At 70.6% G+C, this 26,042-nt stretch carries 10 protein-coding genes; 8 read left to right on the plus strand and 2 right to left on the minus strand.

Features of this window, described 5'->3' with window-relative positions; genetic code table 11:
* The first annotated feature begins 5 nt into the window (after window positions 1-5).
* Together AC1P0E_RS30485 and AC1P0E_RS30490 are read left to right on the plus strand one after the other, a co-directional pair.
* The gene (locus AC1P0E_RS30485; protein ID WP_482745314.1) at window positions 6-15,545 is read left to right on the plus strand and encodes an amino acid adenylation domain-containing protein; all 15,540 of its coding nucleotides are present in this window, start codon (window positions 6-8) and stop codon (window positions 15,543-15,545) included.
* Window positions 15,542-15,751 (plus strand): MbtH family protein, encoded by a 210-nt coding sequence (locus AC1P0E_RS30490; RefSeq protein WP_482745315.1) that lies wholly within the window; start codon window positions 15,542-15,544, stop codon window positions 15,749-15,751. Before AC1P0E_RS30485 ends, AC1P0E_RS30490 begins: the two co-directional genes overlap by 4 nt.
* A gap of 241 nt (window positions 15,752-15,992) precedes the next feature.
* Here the strand turns inward: AC1P0E_RS30490 and AC1P0E_RS30495 are convergent, their stop codons facing one another.
* Entirely contained in the window at window positions 15,993-17,777 is a 1,785-nt protein-coding gene (locus AC1P0E_RS30495; protein WP_482745316.1) for an ABC transporter ATP-binding protein, read from the minus strand.
* A gap of 143 nt (window positions 17,778-17,920) precedes the next feature.
* Between AC1P0E_RS30495 and AC1P0E_RS30500 the strand changes: the two genes are divergently transcribed.
* Complete coding sequence (locus tag AC1P0E_RS30500; protein ID WP_482745317.1) at window positions 17,921-19,117, plus strand: RNA-guided endonuclease InsQ/TnpB family protein; 1,197 nt, start codon at window positions 17,921-17,923, stop codon at window positions 19,115-19,117.
* 75 nt (window positions 19,118-19,192) lie between these two features.
* Here the strand turns inward: AC1P0E_RS30500 and AC1P0E_RS30505 are convergent, their stop codons facing one another.
* On the minus strand, window positions 19,193-20,890 hold the full coding sequence (locus AC1P0E_RS30505) for an ABC transporter ATP-binding protein (protein ID WP_482745318.1): 1,698 nt from the start codon (window positions 20,888-20,890) through the stop codon (window positions 19,193-19,195).
* Between the two features lie 223 nt (window positions 20,891-21,113).
* On the opposite strand from AC1P0E_RS30505, the gene AC1P0E_RS30510 reads away from it, so the two are divergent.
* From AC1P0E_RS30510 to AC1P0E_RS30530, 5 genes are read left to right on the plus strand one after another with little or no spacing between them, the layout of a single operon-like run.
* Complete coding sequence (locus AC1P0E_RS30510) at window positions 21,114-22,184, plus strand: FecCD family ABC transporter permease (RefSeq protein WP_482745962.1); 1,071 nt, start codon at window positions 21,114-21,116, stop codon at window positions 22,182-22,184.
* Window positions 22,181-23,302, plus strand: a complete 1,122-nt coding sequence (locus AC1P0E_RS30515; RefSeq protein WP_482745319.1) for a FecCD family ABC transporter permease — start codon at window positions 22,181-22,183, stop codon at window positions 23,300-23,302. The genes AC1P0E_RS30510 and AC1P0E_RS30515 overlap by 4 nt, the downstream gene beginning before the upstream one ends.
* Window positions 23,299-24,144 carry an ABC transporter ATP-binding protein gene (locus AC1P0E_RS30520; RefSeq protein WP_482745320.1) on the plus strand — a complete coding sequence of 282 codons (846 nt, stop codon included), beginning with the start codon at window positions 23,299-23,301 and terminating at the stop codon, window positions 24,142-24,144. The genes AC1P0E_RS30515 and AC1P0E_RS30520 overlap by 4 nt, the downstream gene beginning before the upstream one ends.
* An 18-nt stretch (window positions 24,145-24,162) precedes the next feature.
* Complete coding sequence (locus AC1P0E_RS30525; protein WP_482745321.1) at window positions 24,163-25,740, plus strand: amidohydrolase; 1,578 nt, start codon at window positions 24,163-24,165, stop codon at window positions 25,738-25,740.
* Window positions 25,737-25,970 carry a hypothetical protein gene (locus AC1P0E_RS30530; RefSeq protein ID WP_482745322.1) on the plus strand — a complete coding sequence of 78 codons (234 nt, stop codon included), beginning with the start codon at window positions 25,737-25,739 and terminating at the stop codon, window positions 25,968-25,970. The genes AC1P0E_RS30525 and AC1P0E_RS30530 overlap by 4 nt, the downstream gene beginning before the upstream one ends.
* The last annotated feature ends 72 nt before the right edge of the window (window positions 25,971-26,042 follow it).

Genomic DNA, 26,042 nt, shown 5'->3' on the forward strand with positions numbered 1-26,042 from the left:
CGACGATGTTTGACGCCGAGTCGGACCGGACATCCGCTGCCGGGATACCCGTCACCGGTGGGCAATCCGGCATCTGGCTTGCCCAGCAGATCGAGCCGGACAGCTCGGCCTACAACGTCTCGTTCCTCCTCGATCTGCGCGGCGGCGTCGACCTTGCCCGCCTGACCGTCTCCGTGCGGCAGGCGGTCGAAGAGGCGGAGTGCCTGCATGTGCGGGTGAGCCCCGAGGGCGCGGAGCCGCGCCAGATACCCACGCGGTTCGCCGTCGACGTTCCCACCATCGACCTGCGGGACGAGCCGGACCCGGAAAGCGCTGCCGCGCAGTGGACGGAAGCCGACCGTGACCGGCCGGCCGACCTCGAGCGCGGCCCGCTGTTCGCCCATGCCCTGCTCCGGCTCGCCGACGACCGCGTCCTCTGGTACCAGCGCTACCACCACATCGTCATCGACGGCACAGGCATCGCCCTCATCACCCACCGGGCCGGTGAGCTCTACACCTCCGGTGCGGCGACCGGTGACACCGACTGGGCGCTGTCCCGGCTGGTGGGCTCCGACCGGACCTACCGGGAGTCGGAGCGATACCAGGCGGATCGCGCGTACTGGCTGAGCCGGCTTGCCGACCGGCCGGAGCCCGTACGCCTCGTCGAGCGCGCGTCGGCGCCGATGACGCGGCGCCTGCGGCGCATGACGGAGCTGTCGTCGCAGGACACCGCCCGGCTGCGGGAGGCCGCGGCAGGCGCGGGTGTCCGCCTTTCCCGTCTGCTGGTGGCTGCCGTGGCCGCCTACCTGCACCGGGTCACCGGCGAGCAGGACCTGGTGCTCGGCCTGCCGGTGACGACCCGGCAGGACGCCGAGTCGAGGGACGTCCCCGGCATGGTGTCCAACGTGCTCCCGCTGCGTGTGGCGGTCCACGGGGGCATGACCGGCTCCGAGCTCGTGGGGACGGTGCGACGCTCGATCGCGGAGTCGGTCGAGCACGGCGGCTACCGCGCCGAGGACTTGGCGAGGGACCTGGGGCTGGTCGACGGCGTACCGGAACTCGTCGGTCCCACGGTCAACATCCTGCCTGGTGGGGAAGCGCTGCGCTTCGGCGACCACGAGGCCGACCTCAAGCCCGGCTGGCTCGGCCCGGTCAGCGATCTGGCGGTCACCGTCGACGAGTCCCGCGCGGGCAGGAGCCTACGTATCCACTTCGACGCGGACGCGGCGGTGTGCGACCAGCGGACGCTGAACGACCACGAGCGCCGTTTCCTCATGCTGCTGGACGCCCTCGTCGAGGGGATGGACCGCCCCATCGGTCACATCGAGCTGACCTCCGGCGCGGAGCGGGCGCAGCTGCTCGACGTGTTCGGAGCCGCACCGTGCGAGGTTCCCGAACTGTCCTGGCCCGCCGCGTTCGAACGGCAGGTACGCCGCTCGCCGGACTCCGTCGCGCTCGTGTGCGAGGGCCTGGAGCTGTCGTACGTCGAGCTCAACGCGGCAGCGAACCGGCTGGCCCGCCTGCTGATCGTGCGGGGTGTGCGCGACGAGGACGTCGTCGCCGTGGCCGTGCCGCGCTCGCCCGAGCTGGTGGTCTCCCTGCTGGCGGTGATGAAGGCGGGGGCGGCGTACCTGCCGCTGGACGCCGACCACCCCCAGGACCGGATCGCCTACATGCTGTCCGACGCCGGCGCGCGGACCGTCGTCACCACGCGCGAGCTGGCCGGTGCACTGCCGACCGCGTCCGGCGTTGGACACCTTCTGCTCGACGAACCGTCCGTGGTCGCCGAGTCCGCCGCGCTGGACGGTTCGGACCCCGGGCTGGCGATCACCCTGGACCAGGCCGCGTACGTCATCTACACCTCGGGCTCCACCGGCCGCCCCAAGGGCGTCGTGGTCTCGCACGACGGGGTAGGCAGCCTGATCGCCACAGCAACCGAGAGGATCGGCATCGACGCGGACAGCCGCGTCGTGCAGTTCGCCTCGGTCGGCTTCGATGTGACGGTCTGGGACCTGATCATGTCGCTGTGCGTCGGCGGCCGGATCATCGTCGTCCCCACCGAGCGCCGGGTCGCCGGGCCTGCCCTGACGGATTACATCGAGGAGCACCTGGCCACGCACATGATCCTGCCGCCGTCGCTGGTCTCGGCGCTGCCGCAGGACTGTGAGCTGCCCGACGGGGCGGTGCTCGTGGTCGGCACCGAGTCGGTGCCGAGCGAGCTGATCGCCCGCTGGGGCGGGCGGCTGCGCGTTGTCGTCGCCTACGGACTGACCGAGGCCACGGTCAACTCCACGCTGTGGCTCGCCGTGCCGGACTGGCAGGGGCCCGCGCCCATCGGCGTACCCGACCCCAACACCCGTGCGTACGTGCTCGATTCGGCGCTGCGTCCCGTTCCTGTGGGAGTCGAGGGTGAGCTGTACGTCGGTGGACGCGGCCTGGCCCGCGGCTACCTGGGCCGGCACGGTCTGACCTCGGAGCGGTTCGTCGCCGACCCGTTCGGGCCGTCGGGTGCGCGGATGTACCGCACCGGCGACCGGGTGCGCTGGAGTGCCGACGGCAACCTGGAGTTCCTCGGCCGCGCGGACGGCCAGCTCAAGATCCGTGGTCACCGGATCGAACCGGGCGAGATCGAGAGCGCGTTCATGGCGTGCCCGGGCATCGCCCAGGCCGCAGTCCTTGTACGGGAGGACCACCGGGGTGTGAAGCGCCTCGTGGCCTACCTGGTGGGTGGCGGGCGCGCGGATGCCGACGCTTCCGTTTCGGCGGCGCGGGTGCAGGTGGCGGAGGCGCTGCCGGACTACATGGTGCCCTCGGCACTCGTCGTACTCGACGGGCCTCTTCCGCTGACGCCCAACGGAAAGCTCGACACCCGGGCGCTGCCCGAGCCGCAGTGGACCGCGATGACCGGTGACGCCGAGCCGACGACGCCGGCCGAGGCGGCTCTGGCCAAGCTGTTCGCCGAGCTCCTCGACCTTCCGTCGGTGGGCGTCCACGACAGCTTCTTCGAACTCGGCGGCGACAGCATCGTCGCCATCCAGCTCGTCACGCGCGCCCGTGCCGACGGGCTGGCGATCAGCCCGCGCGACGTGTTCCGCCACCGCACGGTGGCGGCGCTCGCACGCGTCACTGACGGTGCGGACGCGCCGTCGGGCGAATCCGGTGCGACGTTCGCACCGTTCTCCCTGGTTGCGCTGACCGACGCCGAGCGTGCCGAGTTCGATTCCGCCGTCCCGGATCTCCTCGACGTCGTACCGGCCACTCCACTGCAGGAGGGCTTCTTCTTCCACGCCGCTGTCGACGAGGGCGGGTCGGACGGCTATGCCGTGCAGGACACCCTCGAACTCGCCGGTGACGTGGACGCCGAGGCACTGTGTGCGGCCACGCAGCGGCTGCTCGACCGCCATCCGCTGCTGCGCGCCGCCTTCCGGCAGCGTCCGGACGACGGTCGGATCGTGCAGCTCATCGGGGAGCGGGTCGAACTGCCGTGGCGCTTCGCCGATCTGTCGGGACGCGATGGGGCGGAGCAGTCCACGACCGCTGACGAGATCACGGCGCAGGAGCGGGCCGAGGGATTCGACCTCGGAGCACCGCCGCTGATGCGTGCCGCGCTGATCCGGCTCGGCGAGCAGCGGTCCCTGCTCGTGCTGACGATGCATCACATCGTCGTGGACGGCTGGTCGGTCTCGCTCATCAAGCGCGAACTGCTGGATGGCTACCGACTCGGTGCGGCGGTCGAACCGTCGGTGCCGGTCAAGTCCGTCGCGACCTACAGGTCGTACGCCGGGTGGCTCGCCGGCCGCGACCGGGAGCCGGCGCTGAGCGCGTGGCGCGAGGCGATGGCGGGGCTCGACGTTCCGGCCAGGCTGCCCGTACGCGTGGGGGAGGTGGGTCCTTCCGAGACGGGCAAGATCATCCTTGAGCTGTCCGCGCAGGACACGACGGCGCTCACGGCGCGGGCCAGGCAGCTCGGGCTGACCCTGAGCGCTGTCGTGCAGGGCGGGTTCGGCCTGGTGCTCGGTGATGTGACCGGTTCCCACGACCTGGTCTTCGGGAGCACCGTCTCCGGCAGGCAAGCGGCCGTCGAGGGCGTCGAAGCACTGGTCGGTCTGCTGATCAACACCGTGCCTGCCCGGCTGCGGTGGCGTCCGGAGCAGCCGCTCGCCGAGGTCCTGGCGGGTTTCCAGGACGATCAGGCCGACCTGCTGGACCACCAGCACCTCGGACTCGCCGAGATCCAGCGAGCCGTCGGCCGGGGCGAACTGTTCGACGCGCTGGTCGTGGTGGAGAATCTGCCCGACGCGGGCGAGCCGACCGATCCGGCAGGACAGGTCCGTATCGTCGGATCGCACATCCGCGACGCGGTGCACTACCCGCTGGCGCTCACCGTGCTCCCCGGCGAGCGACTGGAGCTGCGGCTCGAACACGATCCCTCTCGGCTGGGCGCCGCAGCCGCCGAGCGGTTCGCCGCCTGCCTGCGGGCGCTGTTCGACCAGGTGATCGCCGACCCCCGGCTTCCGGTCGCGCAGCTGACCACGCAGACGGCCGACGAGCTGCGGAGCACCCTCGACCGCCTCACCGGGCCGGACCACGCTCTGCCCGTCGGCACGGTGCACGGAGCGTTCGCCGAGCAGGTACGTCGTACCCCTGACGCGGCCGCTCTGATCCAGGACGGCGAGCGGACGACGTACGCCGAGCTTGAGCAGCGGGCCGAGGCGCTGGCGCACCGGCTGCTGGCCCATGGCGTGAGCCCCGAGTCCATCGTGGCCGTGGCTGTTCCCCGGTCCGCCGAGACGCTCGTCGCTCTGCTCGGTGTGCTGAAGGCGGGGGCGGCCTACCTGCCGGTCGACGTCGACTATCCGGCCGACCGGGTTCGTTACATGCTCGCCGACTCCGGGGCACGAACGGTCGTCGCCACCGAGGAGTCCTGGGGGCATCTGCCCGAACTGGCGGACGTGACGCGGGTCTTCGTCGGCGAGGGACACGCTACGGAGGCTGTCCCGGCCGTACTCGTCCATCCGGACAGCGCCGCGTACCTGATGTACACCTCGGGGTCGACCGGCCGGCCCAAGGGCGTTGTGGTGACGCACCGAGCGGTCGTCGGCCAGCTGGCCTGGACGGCCGAGCAGTTCGGGTTCGGCCCCGGCGAGCGGGTGCTGCACCAGTACTCCACCAGCTTCGACCCGTCCGTGCAGGAGATCTTCGCCCCGCTGCTGACCGGTGGGACCGTCGTCATCGCCGAGCCGGGCGGTCACCGCGATCCGGCGTATCTCGCCGAGCTCATCCGCGACGAGCGGGTCACCAACGTCGATCTGGTGCCTTCGCTGTACGGCGCGCTGCTCGCCGAGGAAGACGCCGGTCAGTGGTGGACGAGTCTGCGCAGGGCGTTCAGCGGGGGAGAGGCACTGCCGGCTCCGCTCGCGCGGCGCTGGCGGGAGCGCACCGGGGTGCCGCTCTTCAACGTCTACGGGCCGACCGAGGCCGTCATCCAGGTCACCAGCTGGGAGGCGGGCTCCGAACCGGCTGAAGCGGGCACCGTACCCATCGGGCGTCCGGTGTGGAACACCCGGCTCTACGTGCTCGACCGGTACCTCCGCCCCGTTGCCGAGGGGGAGTCCGGCGAGCTCTACATCGCGGGCGCGCAGTTGGCCCGCGGTTACCACGGACGCACCGCACTGAGCGCGGAGCGCTTCGTCGCCGATCCGTACGGCGGGCCCGGGGAGCGGATGTACCGCACCGGAGACATGGTCCAGTTCAGTGAAGACGGTGTGCTCACCTACCTCGGGCGCACCGACCACCAAGTCAAGATCAGGGGAAACCGGGTGGAACTCGGTGAAATCGAAGCGCGGCTGCGAGATGAGCCGGCTGTCGGCGATGTGGTGGTCGTGGCCCGTGACGACGACCGTGGAGTCAAGCAGCTGGTGGCCTACCTGGTCCCCGCTGCCGGAGCGGCCCTGGATGTCGCGGCCGTACGGAACGCGTTGAGCGGTTCGCTTCCCGCGCCGATGGTGCCCAGCCACTTCGTGGAGCTCGACGCGCTGCCGTTGACGCCGGGCGGGAAGATCGACCACAAGGCGCTGGCCGCCCCGCAGGTCCGGAGCAGGCGGCAGGGACGTACGGCGCGCGAGGGCCGCGAGCGGCAGCTCTGCGCGATCTTCGCCGACGTGCTCGGGATCGACAAGGTCGACGCGGACGAGGACTTCTTCGTACTCGGCGGAGACAGCATCCTGTCCATGTCGGTCTCCAGCCGCGCCCGCAAGGCTGGCCTGTCGATCAGCCCCCGTGACGTGTTCGAGCACCGCATGCCGGCCGCGCTGGCGGTCACCGTCGTCGGCACCCAGGACGCCGGGGATGCCGCACCGGCGGTCGTCGCCGACTCCGACGGCGTGGGCGACGTACCGCTGCTGCCCATCGTCCACCAGCTCCGCGAGGACGGCGGAACGGTCAGCCGTTTCAACCTGTCCATGCTGCTTCAGGCTCCCGCCGCCGCGGACGCCGCCGCGCTGGCGCGGGTCCTGCAAGCGGTCCTGGACCACCACGACGGTCTGCGGCTCACGCTCTCCCGGATGTATCTCGGACCGGCGATTCCCGCGCTGTGGTCGGCTCAGACGCTTGCCGTGGGGTCGGTGGACGCCGCCGTGCTGCTGCGACGCGTCGACGTACGCGACCTCGACGACGTCGGACTCCGTACGGTGATCGCCGAGGAGTCCGACGGTGCGGCTTCCCGGCTCGATCCTGACAGCGGCGTCATGCTGCAGGCGGTCTGGTTCGACGCGGGCGGCGAGCGGCCGGGCCGACTGCTGCTCGTCGTCCACCACCTGGCGATCGACGGCGTGTCCTGGCGCGTGCTGCTCGGTGACCTCGCCGCCGCGTGGGACGCCGTTGCGCAGGGGGAGCGGCCTGGTCTGGAGCCGGTGCCCACGTCGCTGCGGCGGTTCGCACGGGACGTCGCCGAGCAGGCGACCTCACAGCAGCGGCAGGCCGAACTGCCGTACTGGGCCAAGGCCCTGGCGCCCGGGGCCGAACTGGTCGCCGGTGCCACGCGTACCGGAACGGTCGGTTCGGCGCGGGAACACGTTGTGTCGCTTTCCGCCGAGGACACGCAGGCGCTGCTGACGGCGGTGCCCGCCACGGCCGGAGCCGATGTCACCGAGGTGCTGCTCACCGCGCTGCGGATCGCCGTGTCGCGCTGGCGCGGAGGGCGGGACGCCGCGTCGCTGGACGGCGACCTGCTGGTGGATCTCGAACGGCACGGACGCGACGGCACCGATATGGACCTGTCGCGCACCGTGGGCTGGTTCACCAGCCTGCATCCCGTACGGCTCCCCGCCGCCGACGGCGCCCTCGACGTACTCAAGCTCGTCAAGGAGTCCGTGCGGTCGGCGCCGGACTCCGGCGCGGGCTACGGCATGCTGCGCTACCTCAACCCGCAGCTGGCCCCGGTCTTCGCCCAGCTGTCCAGCGCCCAGGTGCTGTTCAACTACTTCGGCCGTCTCCCCGCCGAGCAGACGCACGACTGGGCGCCCGCCGTCGAGGCCGACGCCCTGTCCGTGGAACCCGACGCCGACCTGGCCATGCCGTACCCGCTCCAGGTCAACGCGGTGTGCGCCGACACCCCGCACGGCCCCGAGCTGCGCGCCACCTGGACCTGGCCGGCGGGCGACACGCTGACCGAGGAGGACGTACGGGCGCTCGGCCGCGAGTGGGCTGCGGCACTGCGTGAACTCGTCGCGCAGGCGACGCGGTCCGGCCCGCAGGGGCGGTCTCTCACGCCGTCGGACGTGCCGCTGGTCCAGCTCGATCAGGCCGGCATCGACCTGATCGAGCGCGTCAGCCCAGTGCCCGTCGCCGACATCTGGCCGCTTTCCCCGCTGCAGGAAGGCATCCACTTCCACGCCAGCTACGACACGTCCGCGCTCGACGTCTACACCGCGCAGGACAACTTCACTTTCGACCACCGCCTCGACGCCGATCGACTCCGAGCCGCCTGCGCGACGCTGCTGCGCAGGCACCCGAGCCTGTGCGCCGGCATCACCAGTGACGGCCTGCCCAGGCCGGTGCAGTTCGTCTGCTCCGCAGCAGAGCTGCCGGTGCCGCTGACCGAGGTGGATCTGACCGGCCTGAGCGAGCAGCAGCGGCAGGCACGCCTCGACGAGATCGCCGAGGCAGGCCGTCGGGAGCGGTTCGACCTGGCCGCGCCCCCGTTGTTCCGGCTCAAGCTGATCCGGCTCACCGAGAACACCGACCGTCTGATGCTCAGTCACCACCTGGTGGCCTGGGACGGCTGGTCGCAGTCCGTGTTCCTCGACGAGCTGCTCGATCTGTACGCCGCTGCGGGCGACGACACCGCGCTGCCCGTACCCGGCAGCTACCGCGACTACCTGAGCTGGCTCGCCGGGCAAGACTTCGACGCGGCCCGCGAGACGTGGCGCCACGCCCTGGCCGGACTCGACGAGCCCACGCTCGTGGCGCGGAACCGAGGGGACGAGCCGACGATCCCGCGGCGCCGTACTTTCGAACTGTCCCCGGCAGTCAGTGACCGACTGCGGGCGTCAGCTCGTGAGCACGGACTGACGATCAACGCTGTGCTGTCCGCCGCGTGGGCGCTCGTACTGTCCGCGACCGTGGGCCGCCACGATGTGGTGTTCGGCACCACGGTCGCCGGACGACCGGCGGACGTGTCCGGAGTCGACACGGCGATCGGCATGTTCCTCAACACGGTGCCCCTGCGGGTCACGCTCGACCCCGACGAGCCGGTCGCGGACCTGCTGCGCCGTATGCAGTCCGAGCGGGTCGAGCTGATGGGCCACGAGTACCTGGGCCTGGCCGAGCTGCAGCGGGCGGGCGGCCACACCACCCTTTTCGACACCCTGTACGTACTCCAGAACTTCGCCGACGAAGGCGCGTTCAATCAGCTGACCGCGCGGCACGGCATCACCGGTGTGGGCAGCGTGGACGCCACCCACTACCCCATGACCCTGATCGTCAACCCGGCCGAGGTCGTCCGGGCGAAGCTGGAGTACCGCCCGGACCTGGTCGACGACGAGCAGGCCGCGGCCACACTGGAGCGCTTCGGCACGCTGGTGGAACGGCTGATCGGCGACCTGTCGGCGCGCGTCGGCGCTCTGGACCTGCTGCTGCCCGGCGAGCGCGCCGAGATGCTCTCCGAGTGGGCGTCCAGCGTCAACCCGGTGCCGAACGAGACCGTCGCGGACATGCTCGCGGCTCAGGTCGCCCGCACGCCGGACGCGGTGGCGCTGGTGTTCGGAGAGACGGCCCTCACGTACGCGGAGCTGGACGCGCAGATCAACCGGCTCGCCCGGCTGCTGCTCGCTCGTGGCGCGGGACCGGAGAAGGTCGTCGCCCTCGCCCTGCCGCGTTCCATCGAGATGGTCGTGGCGCTGTTCGCGGTGCTGCGCACCGGCGCCGCCTACCTGCCGCTCGACCTCGACCACCCGGCCGACCGGCTGCGCCTGATGGTCGAGGACACCGGGCCGCTGTGCCTGCTGTCCACGACGGCGGTCGCCCCGACGCTGCGGGGCGAGACGGGAGCCGTAGCCCCCGAACTCCTGCTGGACGACCCGTCCGTGGCCGCCGAACTCGCCGGCCTGCCGTCCGGGGAGGTAACCGACGCCGAGCGGCCCGCGTTCGCGCACGGGGTGGAGAACCGGCTGGAGTACCCGGCCTACGTCATCTACACCTCCGGCTCGACCGGCAAGCCGAAGGGCGTCGTCACCCCGTACCGCGGTCTGACGAACATGCAGCTCAACCACCAGAAGGAGATCTTCGACCCGGCCATCACCTCGGCGGGCGGCCGACGGCTGCGCATCGCGCACACCGTCTCCTTCGCCTTCGACATGTCCTGGGAGGAGCTGCTCTGGCTCGTCGAAGGACATGAGGTGCACGTCTGCGACGAGGAGCTGCGCCGCGACGCCGAAGCCCTCGTGGCGTACTGCGACGAGCACCGCGTCGACGTGGTCAATGTGACGCCGACGTACGCCCAGCTGCTCATCGAGGAGGGCCTGCTCGACCACGACGGGGCTGCCCGCAAGCACCGGCCGGCACTCGTGCTGCTCGGCGGCGAGGCCGTGTCCGACACGGTGTGGACGCGACTGCGCCGTACCGAGGGCACGTACGGGTACAACCTGTACGGGCCGACCGAGTACACGATCAACACGCTCGGCGGGTCCACCACGGACAGCCCGACCCCGACCGTCGGCATGCCCATCCGCAACACCCGCGCCTACGTGCTCGACGCGATGCTGCGCCCGGTCCCGCCGGGCTGCCCCGGTGAGTTGTACATCGCCGGAACCGGCCTCGCCCGTGGCTACCACGACCGGCCCGGACTGACGGCGGAACGATTCGTCGCAGACCCGTTCGGTGCTCCCGGGGAGCGGATGTACCGCACGGGCGACCTCGTCCGGCAGCGCCCGGACGGGCTCATCGACTTCCTCGGCCGTACGGACGACCAGGTCAAAATCCGGGGATACCGGATCGAACTGGGCGAGATATCCTCCGTCTTGGCCGCCCACCCCGAGGTCGCGCACGCCGCGGTCGTCGTGGCGGAAGCGGCCGGGACGAAGCGCCTGGTCGGTTACGTCGTGCCCGAGGAAGGTGCAGCACCGGACGACGCGCTGCTCCAGCGGTTGCGCGAGCACCTGAAGGCCGGTCTGCCCGACTACATGGTCCCGGCCGCATTGGTCACTGTGGAGACCCTGCCGCTGACCGTCAACGGAAAGCTCGACATCAAGGCCCTGCCCGCACCGGACTTCGCCGGGCCCAGCACCAGCCGCCCGCCCCGGTCGCCGCAGGAGGAGACGCTCTGCGCGCTCTTCGCCGAAGTGCTCGGACTCGCCGCAGGCAGCGTAGGAATCGACAGCAACTTCTTCGACCTCGGCGGCCACTCGCTCCTGGCCACCCGCCTGATCAGCCGCGCGCGTACCGCGCTGAAGGCCGAGCTGGCGATCCGGGACCTCTTCGAGGCGCCGACCGTCGCCGAGCTGGTGGAGCGCGCGACCGGATCACAGGCCACCGAGCGCCCGGCGCTGACGGCCGGTGAGCGGCCCGCCGAGCTGCCGCTGTCGCACGCCCAGCAGCGGCTGTGGGTCATCCAGCAGATCGAGTGCACCTCGGCCGCGTACAACTTCCCGCTGGTCATGCGGCTGCGCGGCACGCTCGACGTGGACGCGTGGCGGGCGGCGCTGGCTGATGTGACGGCACGTCACGAGGCGCTGCGTACGTTGTTCGCCGAGCGCGACGGCCAGGCGTTCCAGCGTGTGCTGCCCGCCGAGCAGGCGCACCCGGTGGTGGAGTGTGTCCGCGCCGGTGAGGACGAGGTGAGCGGCATCGTCGACGCCGCCATCAACCGCCCGTTCGATCTTGCCGCCGAACTGCCCCTGCGGGTGACCATCATCGAGGTCGCGCCGGACGACCACGTCGTCGTTCTTCTTCTGCACCACATCACCACCGACGAGTGGTCGGACCGCCCCTTCCTGCGTGACCTGGCCACCGCCTACGCCGCCCGCCGGTCCGGCTCGGCGCCCGAGTGGGAGCCGCTGCCCGTCCAGTACGCCGACTACGCGCTGTGGCAGCAGCGGCTGCTCGGTGACCCGGCCGACGCGCAGAGCCTGGCCGCACGGCAGCTGGAGTACTGGCGTACGACGCTGGAGGGTGCCCCGGAGGAGATCGAGCTGCCGGCCGACCGGCTGCGGCCCGCACGGCCGGCCTTCACCGGAGCCGAGCTCGACATCGACTTCGACACCCCGGCCTACCAGGGGCTCAAGCGGCTGTCCCGCGAGAGCGGCGCCAGCATGTTCATGGTGGCGCACGCGGCCGTCGCCGCGCTGCTCCACCGGATGGGCGCCGGTACGGACATCGCCCTCGGCTCGCCCATCGCCGGGCGGAGTGACGAGGCGCTCGACGAACTGGTCGGTTTCTTCGTGAACACGCTCGTCCTGCGGACCGACCTGAGCGGCGACCCGAGCTTCACCGAACTGCTGGCGCGGGTCCGCGACACCGATCTGGCCGCGTTCTCCCATGCGGACGTGCCGTTCGAGTCCGTCGTCGAGAAGCTCAACCCGACGCGCTCGCTCGCCCGCAACCCGCTGTTCCAGGTGATGGTCGGCTACCACAACCGCACCGGCGACGAGCTGGAACTGCCCGGGCTCGGTGTGGAGTACGTGCCGTACCGGATCAAGTCGGCGAAGTTCGACCTTGTGTTCAGCTTCACCGAGCAGGTCGGCGCCGACGGGAACGACGGCGCGCTCAGCTGCCGACTGGAGTTCGCCACCGAGCTGTTCGACCAGGAGACCGCCGAGCGGCTCGGCGACCGCCTGCGGCGGCTGGTCTCGGCGCTGGTCGCCGAACCGGAGGCCCCGGTCTCGGCGGGGCCTGTACTCGCCGCCGACGAGCGGCAGATGGTTCTGGAGGGCTTCAACGCCACCGAGCGGGTGGTCGACGAGTCCTCGCTGCCGGCCCTGTTCGCCCAGCGGCTCGCCGAGCGGCCCGACGCGGTCGCCGTCGTAGAGCGGTCCAGGTCGCTGAGCTACGCCCAGCTGAACGCCCGGTCCAACCGGATCGCGCACCTGCTGGCCGCACGTGGTGTGGGTGCCGAGAGCGTGGTCGGCGTGGCCGTGCCCCGCTCGGTCGACATGATCGCGACGGTCCTCGCCGCCCTCAAGCTCGGGGCCGCGTTCCTGCCGCTCGACCTGGTCCACCCCGTCGACCGGCTCACGTACATGATCGAGGACTCCGGCGCCGCCCTCGTCGTCGGCACCGAGCCGGTGGCCGGGAAGATCCCCGAAGTGGCGGGCGCACCTGTGGTGCTGCTCGACGCTCCGGAGGTCGCGGCAGAACTCGACCGGCTGCCCGAGTCGGAGGTGGACGGTCTGCCGGTGAGCCTGGACCAGGCCGCCTACGTGATCTACACCTCCGGTTCGACCGGCCGGCCCAAGGGCGTGGTCGTCTCGCACGACGGCATCTCCAGCCTCGTCGCCACCGCCGTCGACCGGATGGGCCTGGAGCGCGACAGCAGGGTGCTGCAGTTCGCGTCGATCGGCTTCGACGTCTTCGCCTTCGAACTGTCGATGGCGCTGTGCCACGGCGGCCGCCTCGTGCTCATATCCGACGAGACACGCGTCGCCGCACCCGCGCTGACCGACTTCCTGGCGGACCAGCGGATCACCCACATGATCCTGCCGCCGTCCCTGGTGTCGGCGCTGCCGGCGGGATGTGAGCTGCCCGAAGGATCGACCATCCTGGTCGGCACGGAGACCGTACCGCCGGACCTGTTCGAGCGCTTCGGCGCCACGGCCAACCTGATCTGTGCGTACGGTCTGACCGAGGCGACGGTGAACTCCACGCTCTGGCCCGCACGCGAGGCCGGCGGACGGCCCACCGGGCGCGTGCCGATCGGCCGGCCCGACCCCAACACGGTCTGCTACGTACTGGACGCCAACCTGAGCCCGGTCCCGCCGGGCGTGGTCGGCGAGCTGTACGTCGCCGGTCGCGGACTCGCCCGCGGTTACCTCGGCAAGTCCGCGCTGACCTCCGAGCGATTCGTCGCCGACCCGTTCGGCCCGCCCGGCAGCCGGATGTACCGCACCGGTGACCGCGCCCGCTGGCGCACCGACGGCAACATCGACTTCCTCGGCCGGGTCGACACCCAGGTGAAGATCCGCGGATTCCGCATCGAGCTGGGCGAGATCGAGGCGGCGCTCGCCGACCACCCGGCGGTCAGCCAGGCCGCCGTGGTGCCCGACCGCGAGGGCGACATCGTGCGGCTGGTGGGCTACGCCGTCCCGGAGCGCGGCGATCTGGACATCGACCCGCAGGCGCTTCGTACACACGTAGCCGGGCTGCTGCCCGAGTACATGGTGCCCGCGCTCGTGGTGCCGCTGGACGGCCCGCTGCCGCTGACCCCCAACGGCAAGCTGGACCGGAAGGCGCTGCCCGTGCCGGACTGGTCCGGGATGACCGGTGACGCGCGCCCCGCCACCGAGACGCAGATCCGGCTGGCGGAGCTGTTCGGCGAGATCCTGAAGCTGGAAGATGTCGGCATCCACGACAACTTCTTCGCGCTGGGCGGCCATTCGATGGCCTCGATGCGGCTGCTCGGCCGGATCCGCTCCGAATTCGGGGTCGAGCTGAGCATCCGGGACGTCTTCGACGCGCTGACCGTCGCCGGAATCGCCGCCAAGCTCGACGGAGCGTCGGCCGCCCGGCCTCTGCTTCGCCCGGTCGAGCACCGCGCGGAGGATGCGCCGCTGCCGGTCGCGCCCGTACAGCGGTGGCAGTGGTCGTCGTACCGACGGAACGCCGGTTTCGACCACGCACTCGTGCTGCGCTCACCCGGGGGGCTGGACGCCGACACGCTGTCAGCGGCACTGGGAGATGTGGTGGCGCGGCACGAGCCGCTGCGTACGGTCTTCACCGAGCGGGACGGAGAGGTGTACCAGCAGGCCGCGCAGCACCCGGCACTGGAGCGGGAGGAGTGCGCCGATGTGGACGCACGGCTCGCCGAACTGGCCGCGCAGGCGCCGACGCTGTCGCTGGAACCGCCTCTGCGGGCCCGGCTGCTCACGGCGGGGGACGGCACCCAGGCGTTGCTGCTGACCATGCACTACCTCGCGGTGGACGAGTGGTCGGTGGTGCCTCTGTTCCGCGACCTGACCACGGCGTACGAGGATCGGACGCACGGCCGGGAGCCCGGGTGGGAGCCCCTGCCGGTCACGTACGCCGACTACACCCACTGGGCGCACGAGGTGCTCGGCGATCCCGCCGACCCCGCCAGCCTGGGCGGGCGACAGCTCGCGTACTGGCAGCAGACGCTGAAGGACCTGCCGCAGGAACTGGCGCTGCCGACGGAGCGGCCGCGTCCCGCCGCACCCGGCCTTCTCGGCCACGGCGGTGACTACGTCGGATTCGTCCTCGACGAGCAGCTCCACGCCGACGTGGACAAGCTCGCCCGGGCAACCGGCACCAGCATGTTCATGGTCCTGCACTCGGCGCTGTCGGCACTGCTCACCGCCCACGGTGCGGGCACCGACCTGCCGATCGGCACCATGGTCGCCGGCCGCACCGACGACCAGCTGGCCGATCTGGTCGGCTGCTTCTTCAACACGGTCGTACTGCGTACCGACACCGCGGGCGACCCGACCTTCGCTGAGCTGCTGACCCGCGTGCGGGAGACGACGCTCGGCGCGCTGGACCGGCAGGACGTTCCGTTCGACGAGGTCGTACGGGCGACGGGCCTGCCCCCGGAAGGGCCGCAGGTCATGGTGGTCCACCACGAGCAGGCGGACCTCGAGGAGTTGGAGGGCGGCATGGGCTCGTTCCACGCCGTGCCCACCGGATCGGTGAAGGCGGAGCTGACGCTCAGCTTCTACGAGCCGCGCGGCGACGGGCCGGTGCACTGCGAGCTGATCTACGCGACCGAGCTGCTCGGCAGGGCCAAGGCGGGGCAGCTCGCCGACGAACTTCAGGTGCTGCTGCGGAACGTGGCAGCCGACCCGGAACAGCCGCTCTCGGAGCTGTTCACCGTAAAGTCCAAGAGGAGTGAGAACGCATGACCACCAACCCGTTCGAGGACCCGCAGGGCCGCTTCCTGGTCCTGGCCAATGATGAGAACCAGCACTCGATGTGGCCGTCCTTCGCCGAGGTGCCGGCGGGGTGGCGGGTCGTGTTCGGTGAGGACACGCGGGAGGCGTGCCTTGCGTATGTGGAGGCGAACTGGACCGATCTGCGGCCCACTAGCCTGATCGCGCAGCAGGGCTGACCGACGCTGCCTTCCCGAACTGGGGCGCCGCCCCAGACCCGCTGCTCAAACGCCGGAGGGGCTGGATGGTGCGGCCGAATCCAGCCCGTCCGGCGTTTGAGGACACGCGCGAAGCGCGTCCGGGTCTGGGGCTTGCCCCAGTTCGGGAAGGGGCGGGGTGGGGAACAAGCTCGCCGCAGGCGCTAACGTGTAGGCCCGCCGGGGTAGCCGGCGGTCCTACGCAAACCTGGTGCGGCGCCGCTCAGGCCTCCGCCGGCTGCCGCCGCGTGTCCGACCACGCCGCCCACAGCGCCGCATAGCGCCCACCCGCCGCCACCAACTCCGCGTGCGTACCCGTCTCGACGACCCTTCCCTGATCGAGTACGACAACCCGGTCCGCGGTCGCGGCCTGCGGCAGCCGGTGGGCCACCATCAGGCCCGTACGCCCCTCCAGCGCCTGAAGCGCAGCCGTCTCCAGGACACGCGCGCCCGCGCTGCCGGCGTCCGCCGTGGCCTCGTCCAGGATCGCGACCGGCGGGTCGGCGAGGACGAGGCGGGCCAGGGCCAGATGCTGGGCCTGGGTCACCGTCAGCCGGTGTCCGCCCTCGCCGACCACCGTCTCCAGCCCGTCGGACAGCGTCTCCACCCAGTCCAGCGCACTGAGCTTGGCGAGCGCGGCCCGCAGCTCCTCGTCGGTGGACTCCGGCCGGGCGAGCCGCAGATCCTCGGACAGCGGCCCGGCGAACACGTGGACTTCCTGGCTGATCAGCGTCACCGCCCGCCGCATGCCGGCGGGTCCGAGCTCCTGGGTATCCACACCACCCAGGGTGATGACACCCTCGGACGGCTCGTGGATGCCGGCGATCAGCTTCGCCAGCGTGGTCTTGCCGGCCCCGCTCGCGCCGACCAGCGCCACCCGCTCCCCGCTGCGCACCTCCAGGTCCACCTCGCGCAGTACGGGATGCCCGGATGCGTACTCATGGCTGAGCGCGGAGACCTTGACGGAACCGTCCACCGGTACGGAGGACCGGTCCGGCTCCCGCTCCCCGGGCAGATTCGACACGCCGACCAGCCGCGCCAGGCTGGCACCGGCGGACTGCGCCTCGTCGATGAGGAAGAGCGCGGCGTTCACGGGATTGAACAGGCTGTGGAAGTACAGCGCCGCCGCAGTCGCCGTGCCGATGCTCACGGACCCATTGCCGACCAGGAAGAATCCGGTGACGAGGACCGAAGTCAGACCCACGAACTCGGCGAGGTTGAGCCTCGAGAAGAACCCGGAAACGAGCCGGATGGCGCGCAGCGCGAGGCTGACGGATTCCTGCGACCGCTGTTCCAGCAGCTCCGCGTGCCGGTCGTTCAGCCGGAACGCGCGCACGGTCCGGACGCCGCCGAAGCTGTCGAGAAGCTGGTGCTGCAGGGCGCCGGTCGCGACCCCGTGCTGGGCGTACAGGGGTGTGGCGCGCGGCATGTACCACCGCACGGTGAGGACATGGATCGGCATGGCCACCAGGACGGCGAGAAGGAAGCGCCAGTCCAGCAAGGTGAGGCCGACGAGCGTCAGAGCGATGGTGAGGAGGGCACCGGCGAACTCGGGCAGCGCCTGGCGTACCGCCTTGGCTATCCGGGTCACGTCGCCGGTCACCCGGGAGGTCAGATCGCCCGAGCCGGCCTGTTCCACGCGTTCGAGCGGAAGTCGCAGCGCACGCTCGATGAACCGCTCCCGCAGGCTCGCGAGTACGGTCTCGCCGAGCCGGGCGACGAGCGACGTGCCGATCGCGGTCGCGACGCCCCGGGCCACCGCCACCGCGAGGAGGAGGACCATCGGCAGCGTCAGCGCCCCGGCGCCCCGGTGCTCGACGACCAGGTCGACGATGCGACCGAGCAGCGGGGCGGTCAGCAGACCGATGCCCGTTCCGACGACCAGCACGGTCACCGCGGACACCGTCAGCAACCGGTGACGGCGGAGCAACGTGCCGACGACGGCGAGAGTTTGGGCGCCGGTGGCGATCGGAAGGAGTTCGCGTTCCGGCGCGCTGGTTCCGCTCATCCCAGTCTCCTTGCGTGGATACCCCGTGCTTTAGCTCGGGGAGGAAAGGCATCCTTGGCCCGGATCCGCGAAGCGGCGGGGCTTCGGTGCGTATCTGTTCTGGCTGTCCGTGTCTTATTAACGGGCCAGGTGGTTAGTGGGATGTGAAGACCGAGCTGGTGAAGCGGGCGTTCAAGTTCCGCTTCCGCCCCACGAACGAGCAGGCAGCGGAGCTGTCGCGCACGTTCGGGTGTGTCCGCAAGGTCTACAACCTGGCGCTGGATGCCCGCACGGTGGCGTGGTTCCAGCGTCAGGAGCGGGTGAACTACAACGCCACCTCTGCGATGCTGACGCAGTGGAAGAAGACCGAAGAGCTGGCCTTTCTCTGCGAGGTGTCGTCGGTGCCGTTGCAGCAGACGCTGCGGCATCTGCAAGGCGCGTTCTCGAACTTCTTCGAGGGCCGGGCGAAATACCCCCGGTTCAAGTCGAAGAAGAAAACCCGGAAGTCGGCCGAGTACACCAAGTCGGCGTTCAAGTATCGCGACGGTGTGCTGACGCTCGCGAAGATGAGGAACCCACTCGCGATCGTGTGGTCCCGGCCTCTGCCCGACGGGGCGGAGCCGTCCACGGTGACCGTTTCTCAGGACAGTGCGGGCCGCTGGTTCGTGTCCATGCTCTGCGAAGACGCATCGGTCAAGCCCCTGCCCGTCCTGGACACCGCCGTCGGCATCGACGCGGGGATCACCAGCCTCGTGACGCTCTCCACCGGGGAGAAGGTCACCAACCCGCGGCATGAACGCCGGGACCGCGCACGCCTGGCCAAGGCCCAGCGGGCCCTGGCGAAGAAGGAGAAGGGCTCCCGCAACCGGGACAAAGCACGCATCACAGTCGCCAAGATCCACGCCCGGATCGCCGACCGGCGCCGGGATTTCCTGCATCAGCTGACCACTCGACTCGTTCGTGAAAACCAAACGATCGTGATCGAGGACCTGACCGTACGCAACATGGTCAAGAACAAAAGTCTGGCCCGCGCCATCTCGGACGCGGCCTGGACCGACCTGCGCTCCATGCTGGAGTACAAGTGCACCTGGTACGGAAGGAACCTGGTCACCGTCGACCGCTGGTTCCCCTCCACCAAGCTCTGCTCCGCATGCGGCACGATCCGAGAGGAACTGCCGTTGAACGTCCGTGAGTGGACGTGCGTGTGCGGTGTGACGCATGACCGTGATGTGAACGCGGCATGCAACATTCTGGCCGCCGGACTGGCGGTTACAGCCTGTGGAGCGGGTGTAAGACCTCAACGGGAGTCCTCCCGGACGGGGCAACTTGCTGCGAAGCAGGAAACCCTCACTGCGAAGTGAGGAATCCCCTCGTTCACGAGGGGGAGGATGTCAACGTCCGTCCTTCGTCGTTCGCGCGTTCTGTGTAGCCGGACGTCACGTCAGTACCACCGAGCGGTACGCCGCATCTGTGGCGACAAGCTCCGGATGGCGGCCGTCAGCGGTCACGGCGCCGTCGCCGAGCACCACTACGCGATCGGTCACGGCGAGCAGAGCGGGGCTGGTGGTGACCAGGATCGTGGTGCGGCCACGGCGGAGTTCCCTCAGGCGGGCGGCGATCCGGGACTCGGTGACCGTGTCGACAGCGGTGGTCGGGTCGTGGACGACCAGCACCGGGTGATCCGCTGCGAGCGCCCGGGCCAGCGCGACCCGCTGCCGCTGCCCGCCGGACAGCGACCGTCCGCGCTCGGTGAGCATGGTGTCCACACCCTGGGGCAGAGCACGTGCGACATCGTCCGCCGCCGAGGCTGTCAGCGCCGGCTCAACGTCCGCCGTACCGCTGTCCGTTCCGGCCAGTACGTTGTCGAGCAGGCTGCTCTCGAACAGGGCGGCGTCGTGATGTGCGACCAGGATCGCACGGCGTACGCCGTCGGGGTCGAGCCCGGCCAGAGATACGCCGTCGAGCTCGATCGTCCCTTCGGCGGGGTCGATTTCCCTGCCCAGGCACAGCAGCAGGTCGGCCGCCGCAGCCGGGTCCTTGGCGACGACGCCGACCAGACTTCCGGCGCCGATGTCGAGGTCGACCCCGCGCAGCGCGCCGTGCGTGACGCCGCGCAGCCGGAGCCGTCCGGCGACCTGATCGGGCAGCGCGGCCGATCCCGCCGGCACGGAGGGGGACGAGGCCAGTACCGCCGCGATCCGGTCGGCGGACGCGCGGCCCTGGGCGAATTCGCCGTTGACGTACGTGAGGAGCTGGAACGGCCCCAGCAGGAACTGTGCGAGTCCGACCGCCGCCACCAGTTCGCCGATGCTGATCGCTCCGCGCATCGCCAGATGCGCGCCGACCAGCCCGATGACGGCGATGAAGATCCCGGTCAGGGCGAGGATCGCGCCGTCGTGCCAGGCGCGGCTCCGGGCGGCCCGCAGCGCGGCCGCCAACGAGTCCTGACTGGTCCGCCGGTACCGGGACACGGCGGCCTGTTCGGCGCCGATGCCCTTGAGTACCCGCAGTCCCGCGACCAGGTCGGCGGCGACGCCGGAGGCGTGTGCGGCGCGCTCCTGTTCGACCTCGCTGCGCCGTTCAAGGGGCTGGCTGATCCGGTGACCGAGCCACAGCAGGGGCGGGATGCCGAGCAGTACGAGCAGCCCGAGCGGCACCGAGATCCGGAGCAGTACCACCGCGCTGATGACCAGTCCGGCGAACGCCGATATCCCGTAGGCCAGTGCGGCCGTGACCGCACCCACCCGGCCGGCGTCGCCGGTGGCGATGGCGGTCAGCTCGCCCGGGAGCCGGCCCGCGTCCGCGCCGCCGCTCGGGTTGAGCACCCTGGCGCCGAGATCGAGCCGCAGCTGGTGCGCGGCCCGTTCGCCGGCCCCGTCGGTGATCCTCGCAGAGGTGCGGTAGCACGTGGACAGGACGAAGAAGAGTGCGGCGAGTACCAGCAGCCGGCGCAGCAGGGCGCCGGAGGAACCGGTCGCGACCGCTTCGTCGATGATCAGGCCGATGACGACGGGGACCATCGCCTCACAACCCTGGTGGGCCATGCCGAGGAGGGATGCCCCGGCGACGTGGCGACGCTGGCCCCTGATCGCCCTCCGGAGGACATGGCCCCCCGTCGGTCCTCCATCGAGCATGCGGTACCTCCGCGAAGACGGCCGGATAGTTAGGTAAGGCTACTCTAATAAGTGTCCGGGCCAAGGGGGTCTCGTCGGCCTTGCGCCGCGCCGTACTGGCGGACTGTGCCTGCTCGTTGACCGTGCGGAGCGGTTCGGTTAGCCTCACCTAAGTCAGTGTGTCTTGTGTGCACGTGGCATCTCTTCGAGTGATGCGCACTCTGCCGCCGGGGGGTAGCACTTGTTGTCGGTCGAGGCCCAGGCGGCATCCGGGAGCGTTGCCGACGGCCCACCCGTGCCCCGGAATCGCCGGGCCGCAGCAACGGCACTGCGCGGCCTGGGACTCCTCGTGGCCCTCGGCGCGCTGATCCTGATCGCCTTGCTCGGTGTGTGGCTGGGCACCAGAGACATCCCGTTCGCCTCGACGTGGAACGTCCTGTGGCACAACGACGGGTCGGACACCGCGGTCATCATCCACGACTACCGGATCCCCAGGACCCTGCTCGGCCTCCTGGTGGGCATCGCGCTGGGACTCTCGGGCGCTCTCATGCAGGCGCTGACCCGCAATCCGCTGGCCGACCCCGGGCTGCTCGGGGTGAGCCTGGGTGCCTCGACCGGTGTGGTCGTGGCCATCGCGTTCCTTGGTGTGGGATCGGCCCTCGGCTATGTGTGGTTCGCCTTCCTCGGTGCGGCGATCGCATCGGTCGTGGTCTACGTGCTCGGCTCGTCCGGCCGGACACTTGCGACCCCGGACCGGCTGGTTGTCGCGGGTGCGGCGGTCACAGCGGTGCTGTTCGCCTTCAACTCGGCCGTATTGCTGCTCAATCCGAGGGCGTTCGACCAGTTCCGGTTCTGGACGGTGGGTGCGCTCGCCGGCCGGAGCTTCGACATCGTGTACGTCACCCTGCCCTTCGTCGTGGTGGGCCTCGTGATCGCCCTCGGGCTCGCCCCGTCCCTGAACGCGCTCGCCATGGGCGACCAGTTGGGACGCGCGCTGGGCGTCAACATCGGCCGGACCCGCGTACTCGGCGTCGTCGCGGTGATGCTGCTGTGCGGTGCCGCCACCGCCGCGGCGGGGCCGATCAGCTTCGTCGGCCTCGCGGTGCCGCACGTGGCCCGCCTCCTGGTCGGCCCCGACCAGCGGTGGGTGCTGGCGTACTCGATGGTGCTCGCGCCGATCCTGCTGATCGGCGCCGACATCGTCGGCCGCGTCCTGGGTGCTCCCGGAGAGCTCCAAGTCGGCATCATCACCGCGTTTCTCGGTGCACCGCTGTTCATCGCGCTGTGCCGCCGTCGAAAGCTGGCCATGCTGTGAGCACTGTGCGGGAGGCCGAGACCTCCGCCACCGAAGCGACCCGTACGACCGGATCCGTGGACGGCCCGTACCCCCATGTGGTCAGCGGTCGGGTCATCCGTACCCGGAACGGGCATCTCTCTCTGCGAGTTCAGGGCCGCGCGGTTGCTGTGACGGCGGTGCTGCTCGTCGTGCTCACGACGGTCATGGGAATCGCCCTCACCACCGGGGACTTCGAGCTGTCGATCGCGGAGGTGCTTCAGGCCCTGGCCGGCAAGGGTTCGGGAGGCGCGGACTTCATCGTCAACACTCTGCGCATGCCACGACTGCTCACCGCGCTGTGTGTCGGAGCGGCGCTGGCGGTCAGTGGGGCGATCCTGCAGAGCCTGACCGGCAACTCGCTCGGCAGCCCGGACATCATCGGCTTCACGAGCGGGTCGGCGACCGGAGCGCTGCTGGTCATCGTCGTGTTCCACGGAAGCATGACCCAGATCGCGTTCGGGGCACTGCTCGGCGGGCTGGCCACGGCCGCCGCGATCTACCTGCTCGTCTTCAGCGGCGGCCTGCAGGGATTCAGGCTCGTCGTCATCGGGATCGGCGTGAGCGCCCTGCTGCTCGCCGTCAACTCCTACCTCATCACCCGGGCGAGCTGGCAGGAGGCGCTGGAGGCCCAGGCGTGGCTGATCGGCAGCCTGGGCAACAGGGGCTGGGACCACGCGCTCGCGATCGTCATCGCCGTCGCGATCCTGCTTCCGCTCGCTTTCGCCCTCGCCCGCAGACTGTCCATGGTGGAAATGGGTGACGACACGGCGAAGGCACTCGGCGTCGACGTGGCGCGCAGCCGGCTGGTCCTGCTCGGCATCAGCGTCGCGCTGGCCGCGTTCGCCACGGCGGTGACCGGTCCCATCTGGTTCATCGCGCTGGCGGCCCCGCAGCTCGCCCGGAGGCTGACCCGCTCGTCCGGCCCCGCACTCGTCCCGGCCGCCCTGATGGGCGCCGTACTGCTGGCCGGGAGCGATCTCGCGGTCCAGCGGATCTTCTCACCCGCTCTCCTCCCGGTGGGTACGGCGACCGGCACCATCGGTGGGTTGTACCTCATCTGGCTGCTGGTCACAGAATCGCGAAAGAGCCGCGCATGACAGGAACGATGCCCCCGACGGCCCGGCTGCGCGCCGAGGACCTGACGCTCTCCTACGATCAGCGGACCGTGGCCACCTCCCTCGGCGTCGTCATCCCCGACCACTCCTTCACGGTGATCGTCGGACCGAACGCCTGCGGCAAGTCCACCCTGCTCAAGGCGCTGGCCCGCATGCTCAGGCCCAAGGCGGGAGAGGTCTATCTCGACGGGGCCGCCATCTCGTCGTACCGCTCCCGCGAAGTCGCGCGCAGGCTCGGCCTGCTCCCGCAGTCGTCGACCGCGCCCGGCGGCATCACCGTGGGAGACCTGGTGGCCCGCGGCCGCTATCCGCACCAGCGGATGCTCAAGCAGTGGTCCGCGGAGGACGAGTCCGCCGTGGCCGAGGCGATGCGCCAGACCGGCGTACTCGAACTCGCCGACCGGCCTGTCGACGACCTCTCCGGCGGTCAGCGGCAACGCGTGTGGCTGTCCATGGTGCTGGCGCAGCAGACGTCCATCCTGCTGCTGGACGAACCAACCACCTTCCTGGACATCGCACACCAGGTCGAGGTGCTGAACCTGTGCGCCGATCTGCATGAGCGCAAGGGCCACACCATCGTCGCGGTGCTGCACGACCTCAACCAGGCATGCCGCTATGCCAGCCACCTGGTGGTGATGAGGGCCGGCGGCACGGTCGCCGCCGAAGGCGACCCGTCGACGGTCATGACCGCCGAGCTGATCGAGGACGTGTTCGGCCTGCCCTGCAGGATCATCGACGACCCCGAAACCGGCACGCCGCTGATGGTGCCCACGGCCCGCAAGCGCCCTGCCATGGCAGGCGACGCCCTGGCGGAAACCTCATAGGGACGGGACTGACTGCCCATGCTCTGTACGCGGCTGACGAACGCCCACATCATCACCATGGACCCGGACCACCCCGTCGCCCACGACCTGGGCATCTGGCGCGGCCGGATCGTGGGCCTGGACGACGCCGTGACCTCACTGCCCGCCCGCGAGGTGATCGACCTCCAGGGGGCGACCGTGCTGCCCGGGTTCATCGACAGCCATGTTCACCTGGCATGGACGGGGCTGAAGGCGATCACCCCGAGCGTCACACCCTGCGAGCGGATCGAAGACGTACTCGCGGTCGTGGAACAGGCCGTCTCCCGGAAGACCTCCCCCGGCGCCTGGGTGGACATCGCCGGGTACGACCAGCGGGCCCTCGGACGCCATCTGACCGCTGCCGAGCTCGACCGGGTCAGCTACGGGCGCAAGGTGTTCCTGATGCACGACTCCGGACACGCCTGCGTGGTCAACAGCGCCGTCCTGGACCTGCTGCCCGCTCATGTCGCCCACGAGGACGGCTACCTCGCCGAGAGCGCCATGGGCGCCGCACGGCAGCTTCGACCGCCCTACTCCCAGGACGAGTTGGCGGACGCGATCGCGCACGCCGGGCGAATCTGTCTCTCGGAGGGAGTGACGGCCTGCGCCGAGGCGGGCATCGGTGGCGCTCTGTTCGGCCACAGCCCGGCCGAGCTGGGCGCCTATCAGCTGGTACGGGAGCAGGGCCGGCTGCCGCTGCGGGTGCAGCTCATGGTCGCCGCGGACACGCTGCATCCGGTCGGCTCGCACGAAGGCGACGGAATACCCCGCGGCCTCGACCTCGGCCTGCGCACCGGGTTCGGCGACGACTGGCTCTCTGTAGGCGCGCTCAAGCTGTGGACCGACGGCGGCATGATGGCCCGTACCGCCGCACTGAGCAGCCCGTACCACGGCATGGAACACGCCGGGGAGCTGCAGGGCGATCCACAACTCCTCGCGGACACCATCGTCGACGGCCATCTCGCCGGGTGGCAGCTCGCTGTCCACGCCATCGGCGACCGCGCCGCCGACGTCACCCTGGACGCCCTGGAACGGGCACAGAACATCCGGCCGCGCCCGGACGCGAGGCACCGCATCGAACACGCCGGCCTGATCAGACCCGACCAGCTCTCCCGCTTCGCGCGGCTCGGCGCGATCGCGGTGGTCCAGCCGAACTTCCTGCGCTGCTTCGGCGACGACTACGCGTCGATCATGGGCGAGGAGAGGGCCCCCTGGCTGTACCGGGGCAAGGGATTCCTGGACCACGGCATCACGCTCGTGGGCAGCTCGGATCGTCCCGTCACGGACGGATCGCCGCTGCGGGCCATTCAGTTCATGGTCGAGCGTGCCTCCGCGTCGGGCCGGGTCATCGGCCCGGACGAGGGCATCACGGTCGACGAGGCCCTGCGCTCGTACACCGTAGGTGGAGCCTTCGCCTGCCGCTGGGACGACAGCGCCGGCACCCTCACCCCCGGCAAACGCGCCGATCTGGTCGTGCTGGGAGACGACCCCCGGCGAGTCAGTACGTCGCGCATCGGTGACATCGAAGTGGTCGCGACGTTCGTCGACGGCCGTGAGAGCGAAAAGGCGGCGCCATGAGTACGAAGCTGGAAGGCATCGAGCGTTACGCGCACCTGTGGCGGGCATCCTCGTACCCGCATCAGTGGGTCATTTGGAACACCGCTGCGGAGACCATGGTGTTCGACAGGCAGATCAACTGTCCTGTGGACATCGACGGGGAGGCGACCCTGCGCGAGGTCCTGCGCAGAATGCGCGAGGCCGGGGTACCGGAGAGCGACGACTATCCGGGCCGCCCTTGCAACGCGTAGGACGATTCCCGCCGGCCCGCCCGGCCGTGGCGGACGTGCCCCTGCACTTCTCCCTTTCAGACGTCGACCGCC

Source organism: Streptomyces sp. TRD_SC_5 (genome assembly GCF_056836825.1).

Excerpts from the sequence above, each read along its gene's own strand:
- AC1P0E_RS30495 (WP_482745316.1), bottom strand. The coding sequence starts at position 17,777 with ATGAGCGGAACCAGCGCGCCGGAACGCGAACTCCTTCCGATCGCCACC.
- AC1P0E_RS30525 (WP_482745321.1), top strand. The coding sequence starts at position 24,163 with ATGCTCTGTACGCGGCTGACGAACGCCCACATCATCACCATGGACCCG.
- AC1P0E_RS30505 (WP_482745318.1), bottom strand. The coding sequence starts at position 20,890 with ATGCTCGATGGAGGACCGACGGGGGGCCATGTCCTCCGGAGGGCGATC.
- AC1P0E_RS30530 (WP_482745322.1), top strand. The coding sequence starts at position 25,737 with ATGAGTACGAAGCTGGAAGGCATCGAGCGTTACGCGCACCTGTGGCGG.
- AC1P0E_RS30490 (WP_482745315.1), top strand. The coding sequence starts at position 15,542 with ATGACCACCAACCCGTTCGAGGACCCGCAGGGCCGCTTCCTGGTCCTG.
- AC1P0E_RS30485 (WP_482745314.1), top strand. The coding sequence starts at position 6 with ATGTTTGACGCCGAGTCGGACCGGACATCCGCTGCCGGGATACCCGTC.
- AC1P0E_RS30520 (WP_482745320.1), top strand. The coding sequence starts at position 23,299 with ATGACAGGAACGATGCCCCCGACGGCCCGGCTGCGCGCCGAGGACCTG.